This window comes from Blastomonas sp., from assembly GCF_041747255.1.
GTDB lineage: Bacteria > Pseudomonadota > Alphaproteobacteria > Sphingomonadales > Sphingomonadaceae > Blastomonas.
The window spans coordinates 1-4,858 of the sequence record NZ_JBGTFM010000198.1 but is presented as its reverse complement, the minus strand read 5'-3'; the positions used below and the strand labels follow the sequence as shown (position 1 = coordinate 4,858).

Genomic DNA, 4,858 nt, shown 5'->3' with positions numbered 1-4,858 from the left:
CGCGCAGGCCCTCGTCCAGCTCGCGCAGCGCTTCGGCGCGTTCGCGTGGGCCCAGCCCCGGTGCACGGCGCAATTCAACCCTGGCGAGCGCCATGCCCTTGCGTGCTTCTTCCATACCCTTTGACAAGTGCGCCGCGATCTCGGCCTCATCAGGCATAATCTGGCCGCAGGTGACGACCTTGGTGCGGGTGACGGCCCCATCCTTCGTCTCGGTGTGCGTCATGAACGCATCCGACTTGGCCTTGCCCTTGCAGTCCTGGGTCTCGATGCGCAGCGCGTGGTTCTCACCAAGCTCGATGGTCTGGTCCCCCGGTGATCCGGTGCGCATGACGAACCGCCGCGGCACTCGAAGCGTTTGCGCATCGGTGCTCTCCGCATCCGCCCAATCAGAAGCGCGATCGATCACCAGAACGCGGGTTTTGCCCTCGCCGCGCTTGAGCTTGTAGACCTCAACATCGCCATCCACCACCGGGCTGTCTGGCGCTTCTGGTGCATCCGGCGCTTCAGGCACAAGTGGGGCTTCAGGCGCAGGTGGCGCTTCGGGAATCTCAGGCGACAGCACCGGCTGCACCGCATAGCTGACCGTCGCAGTCATCGCCATTGCCGTGACCAGGCCGGTGCTGATCATCGCGCCGCCCAACCATTTGCGGCGCGCGGATGTGTCCTTCTGCTTCATGATCTTCAGTCGCTCCACGATCTTGTCCTTGGGGTTCAATGGGCTGGCAAAGGCCAAGGTATGGCCCGTCGCCGATTTGGTGATGGCGCGGGCATAGGCGGTGCGTTCATGCGCGCTGCGCTGGCGCAGCACCCGGGCATCGCACGCCGCCTCCTGGTCGAAGCGGAACGCGCGCCACGCCATCCACGCCACCGGGTTGAACCAGTGCAGTGACAGCATCGCCAATGCGGCGAAGTTCGCCCACAAGTCACCCGCGCGGTGGTGGGCGCGCTCATGCGCCAGCGCCAGATCGCGCTCGATGGGGTCATACTGACGCTGGAAATCCATTGGCAGCGCAATATATTGGCGCCATAGACCAAAGGCGAACGGACCAGAAATTCCTGCGATTTCGATCACCCGGATATTACCGATCCGCGCGACCGGCACGGCGTCGTCAAGCAGTTCGCGGCGGTTTTGCAAGTAGGCGCCCAATTGCGTGATCAGAAAAATCGCCGCACCGCACAGCCAGATGGTGACGATCAGCGCGAACCAGTCGGTATCGACCATGAGTGCTTGAGCAAAGCCTGGTTCTGGCACAGCGTCCGAGGGTACAGCCAAACGACCCCACGCGTTCGTCGTGGCAGCGGTGTCAGCAGCAGGCGCGCTCGCCGGCATTTCGACAGTTTGGGTCAACGGCGGCATGAACAACCGCGCAAGCGGCACGGCCCACAGCAGATAGGCGATCTCTGCGCCGAAATACCGCGCCACCGGGCGCCGCAGCACCAGCACGACGAGCATCAGCACCGACGTTGCAACCAGGGTGTCGACGAGCCACTCGCCCGCAACGCCATGCGCAAATCCTGAAAGCCATTCCCCGATCATGACTTCAACTCCTCGATCAGCCGCTCGATTTCCGCGAGATCCTCCGCGCTGAATGCCTGCCGTTCGGCCAGATGCGCGATAAGCGGCGCGGCGCGTCCGCCAAACAACCGATCGACCAACCGCTGCGATTCATCGTCGACATAATCCTCGCGCGCCAGAATGGGGCGATAGAGATAACGGCGGCCATCCTGATCATAAGCCACCGCACCCTTGTTGGTGAGCCGCGACAGCAGGGTCTTGATGGTCTGCAGCGACCAGTCGCGCGCGCCATCAAGCTGCGCCGCGACATCGGCGGCGGTCAGCGGCGATTGCTGCCACAGCACCTCCATCACGGCGTGCTCTGCATCGCTGATACGTTCGGGTCCCATGGCGCAGCCTGTCTCTCAAAGATTTACTGACCACGCCTGTAATCGATTCGACTACGCGTGTAAACAGGAAAGAGGGGCGCACTGTTGATCCCCTCCCGCAAGCGGGAGGGAAAAACCATCAGCCCACCGGCAGCGTGAGCGTCGCGGTCAGCCCAGCCATCGTCCCGTCACCGTTCTGGCGATTGGCCAATGTCAGCGAACCGCCATGCTGGCGCAGTGCGGCGCGGGCCAGCGTCAGGCCCAGCCCGGTGCCGCCGGTCGCCATGTTGCGCGATGGCTCAAGCCGGGTAAACGGTTCGAACATGCGTTCGATATCGCCAGCGGCGATGCCGGGTCCGTCATCTTCAACAACAATGCTGACGCTGTCGGCACCCCGCGCGATGCTCACCCGCGCCCGCGCGCCGTAGCGGACGGCGTTACCGATGACATTGCGCAGTGCGCGGCGAATCCACGTCAGCTGCAACGGGATAACAAGGCGCGGCGCATCGGCGACGGTCACCTCATGGCCAAGATCGACAAACTCCTCGGCGATCATCTCGACCAGCGCGCCCAGATTGACCGGCTCAAGCGGCTCGCCGGTGCGGCCGATGCGGGCGAGCGACAGGATGTCGTCGAGGGTGTGGGTAATGTCGTCGATGCTGTCGGCCATGCGCGCGCGCTGGCGCTCGTCAGGCACCGATTCCACCCGCACCCGCAAAGCCGCGAGCGGCGTCTTGAGATCGTGGCCGATTGCGCCAAGCATCACATCCTTTTCGTTCAGCATCGTCGCGATCCGCGCGCTCATCGCGTTGAATGACCGGGTCAGGTCAGCCAGATCGCTGGGCCCGCTGGGCGTGATCGGCTGCGGTTCCTGCGTCGCCTCGAACCGCGCGACGCCCTCGCGCAGCGCACCCATTGATCGCGCAATGCGCCGGGTGAGCCACACCAGCGGGATCATCATCACCAGATAAAGCAGCACCGTCTGCGCGATGATGGTGGCTCCAATGCGGCTGGAGTTTTCAGGCACGGGCACGCGCACCGTGAGCCACTGGCCATCGGGACGCTGCACCGCAACGATCGCGAGGCCCCTGACCTGTCTGGCATCGCGCCCGCCGATGTCAGCCGCCATCCTCGCCAGACGGCGCGGGCGCGGCGGGGCATCGGTCATCCCGGCGACGAGCTGCCGATACTCCACACCATAGCTGGGCAGGATAGATTCCAAACGCTCCGCTACCGCAGGCAGCTGTTCCATCGCGGCGGTCACCGGATTGGCGGGCAGCAGATCGGTGCGGCGCAGGCGAACGCCGGGCGAACGCCTCATCCGGTCGAATGAACGAGCACGCAAGGGGCGCCCCTCCTCAAGCCGTTCGGTTGCCGCGATGATCCGAAGCGCGGCCTCTGCCGCCACCCGGTCCTGCGCCTGGGCATGCTGGATGCGCACGAGCAGCACGGCGTTGATCAACTGGCCGATCAGCAACGCCAGCGCGATGGTCGCAATCAGCCGCCCCGACAGGCTGGATGGCCACAGCCATTGCCTGCCAGTCTTCATTGGGTATCCGGCCCATCAAGCCGCCGCACCTTGGCGGCTAGCGTGTAACCACCGCCCCACACGGTCTTGAGCAACTTGGGGCTGCGGTTGTCAACTTCGACCTTTTTGCGCAGGCGGCTGATCTGGTTGTCGATGGCGCGGTCGAACAGATGTGCCTCGCGGCCATGCGCAAGATCGAGCAGCTGGTCGCGGTTGAGCACATGCCCGGCATGTTCGGCAAACACCTGCAGCAGCTTGAACTCGGCGGTGGAAATGGGGACGAGCGCGCCATCGGGATCGGTCAGCCGCCGCTTGACGATGTCCAGCGTCCAGCCATCAAAGGCATAGCCCTGAATGTTGTCATCGACCTCGTTTGGCGCGCGCGACGAACGGCGCAGCACGGTCTTGATGCGCGCGACCAGCTCACGCGGGTTGAACGGTTTGACGACATAGTCATCCGCACCGATTTCCAGCCCGATGATTCGGTCCATCGCCTCGCCCTTGGCGGTGATCAGGATGACCGGGGTGTCACCCTGCGCTGCGACATGGCGACACAGGCTCAGGCCATCCTCACCGGGCATCATGATATCGAGCAGGATGATCGAAAACCGTTGGTCGCGCATCAGGCTGCGCGCCTTGGCCGCATCGCCCGCCTCGGTCACGGCAAAGCCCTGGCCGACAAGATATTCGGCCAGCGGCTCGCGCAGCGAGGGTTCGTCATCGACGAGCAGGATATGGGCGGAGTCAGTCATGGGTCATCAGTCAGATGGCTGTGCCGGTTCGCTCAAACAAAGGCAACCGGCCCGTCATACGCCAGGGTGTAAGCGCATGCCGGGCCGGTCGATTGGCGGGTTGCCGTTCAGTCAGGATCAGCCAGCGTTTCCGCCGCGACGTTCCTGCCAGCGCTGCTTCATCGTCTCGCGGGCGGCTTCACGCTCGGCCTGGGTCACCTGGCCATCGCCGTTGGTGTCGATGCGCCTGAAGCGCTCGACCGCGGCTGCCTCGAATTCAGCGAGGCTGATCGCACCGTCTTTGTTGGTGTCAGCACGCATCATGGCCATGCGCATCATCCGCATGCCGCCGCCACGCTTGCCGCCCCATTTGCCACGCTTGGCACCCGCTTCACCAACGTTGGCCTGCTGGCCCCATTTGGCCAGCCGCTCGGCGCGTTTGGCTTGACGCGCTTCGCGTGCAGCCTGCATTTCTGCCTGGCTCACTTCACCGCTGCCGTCCGTATCCATTTTGGCGAAATTCGCGGCCTGCCGTGCTTCACGGTCGGCCTTGTCGAGCTTGCCGTCGCCATTGGCATCCATCTTGGCAAAGCGCGCGCGGGCGTGGGCGCGGACCTCGTCTTCGGTGATGATGCCATCACCATTGGTATCAATCGCGGCCATGCCACGTGCCATGCCGGGCGCGGGCTGGGCCATGGCGGTGCCAGCAGTCAGC

5 protein-coding genes are annotated in these 4,858 nt (G+C 64.5%); all 5 read right to left on the bottom strand.

The annotated features are described in order from the left end of the window. Nucleotides 1–1,537: M56 family metallopeptidase (locus ACEW8G_RS07105; RefSeq protein ID WP_373487737.1), on the bottom strand; the 1,537-nt coding region annotated here is incomplete at its 3' end. After that, nucleotides 1,534–1,905, bottom strand: coding sequence for a BlaI/MecI/CopY family transcriptional regulator (locus ACEW8G_RS07100; protein ID WP_373487736.1), 372 nt, complete (start codon nucleotides 1,903–1,905; stop codon nucleotides 1,534–1,536). The genes ACEW8G_RS07100 and ACEW8G_RS07105, both read right to left, overlap by 4 nt. 118 nt (nucleotides 1,906–2,023) lie before the next feature. Beyond that, nucleotides 2,024–3,433 carry an ATP-binding protein gene (locus ACEW8G_RS07095; protein WP_373487735.1) on the bottom strand — a complete coding sequence of 470 codons (1,410 nt, stop codon included), beginning with the start codon at nucleotides 3,431–3,433 and terminating at the stop codon, nucleotides 2,024–2,026. Then, nucleotides 3,430–4,164, bottom strand: coding sequence for a response regulator (locus ACEW8G_RS07090; RefSeq protein ID WP_373487734.1), 735 nt, complete (start codon nucleotides 4,162–4,164; stop codon nucleotides 3,430–3,432). Before ACEW8G_RS07090 ends, ACEW8G_RS07095 begins: the two co-directional genes overlap by 4 nt. Nucleotides 4,165–4,281: 117 nt before the next feature. Further along, on the bottom strand, nucleotides 4,282–4,858 hold a 577-nt coding region (locus tag ACEW8G_RS07085), incomplete at its 5' end, for an EF-hand domain-containing protein (protein ID WP_373487733.1).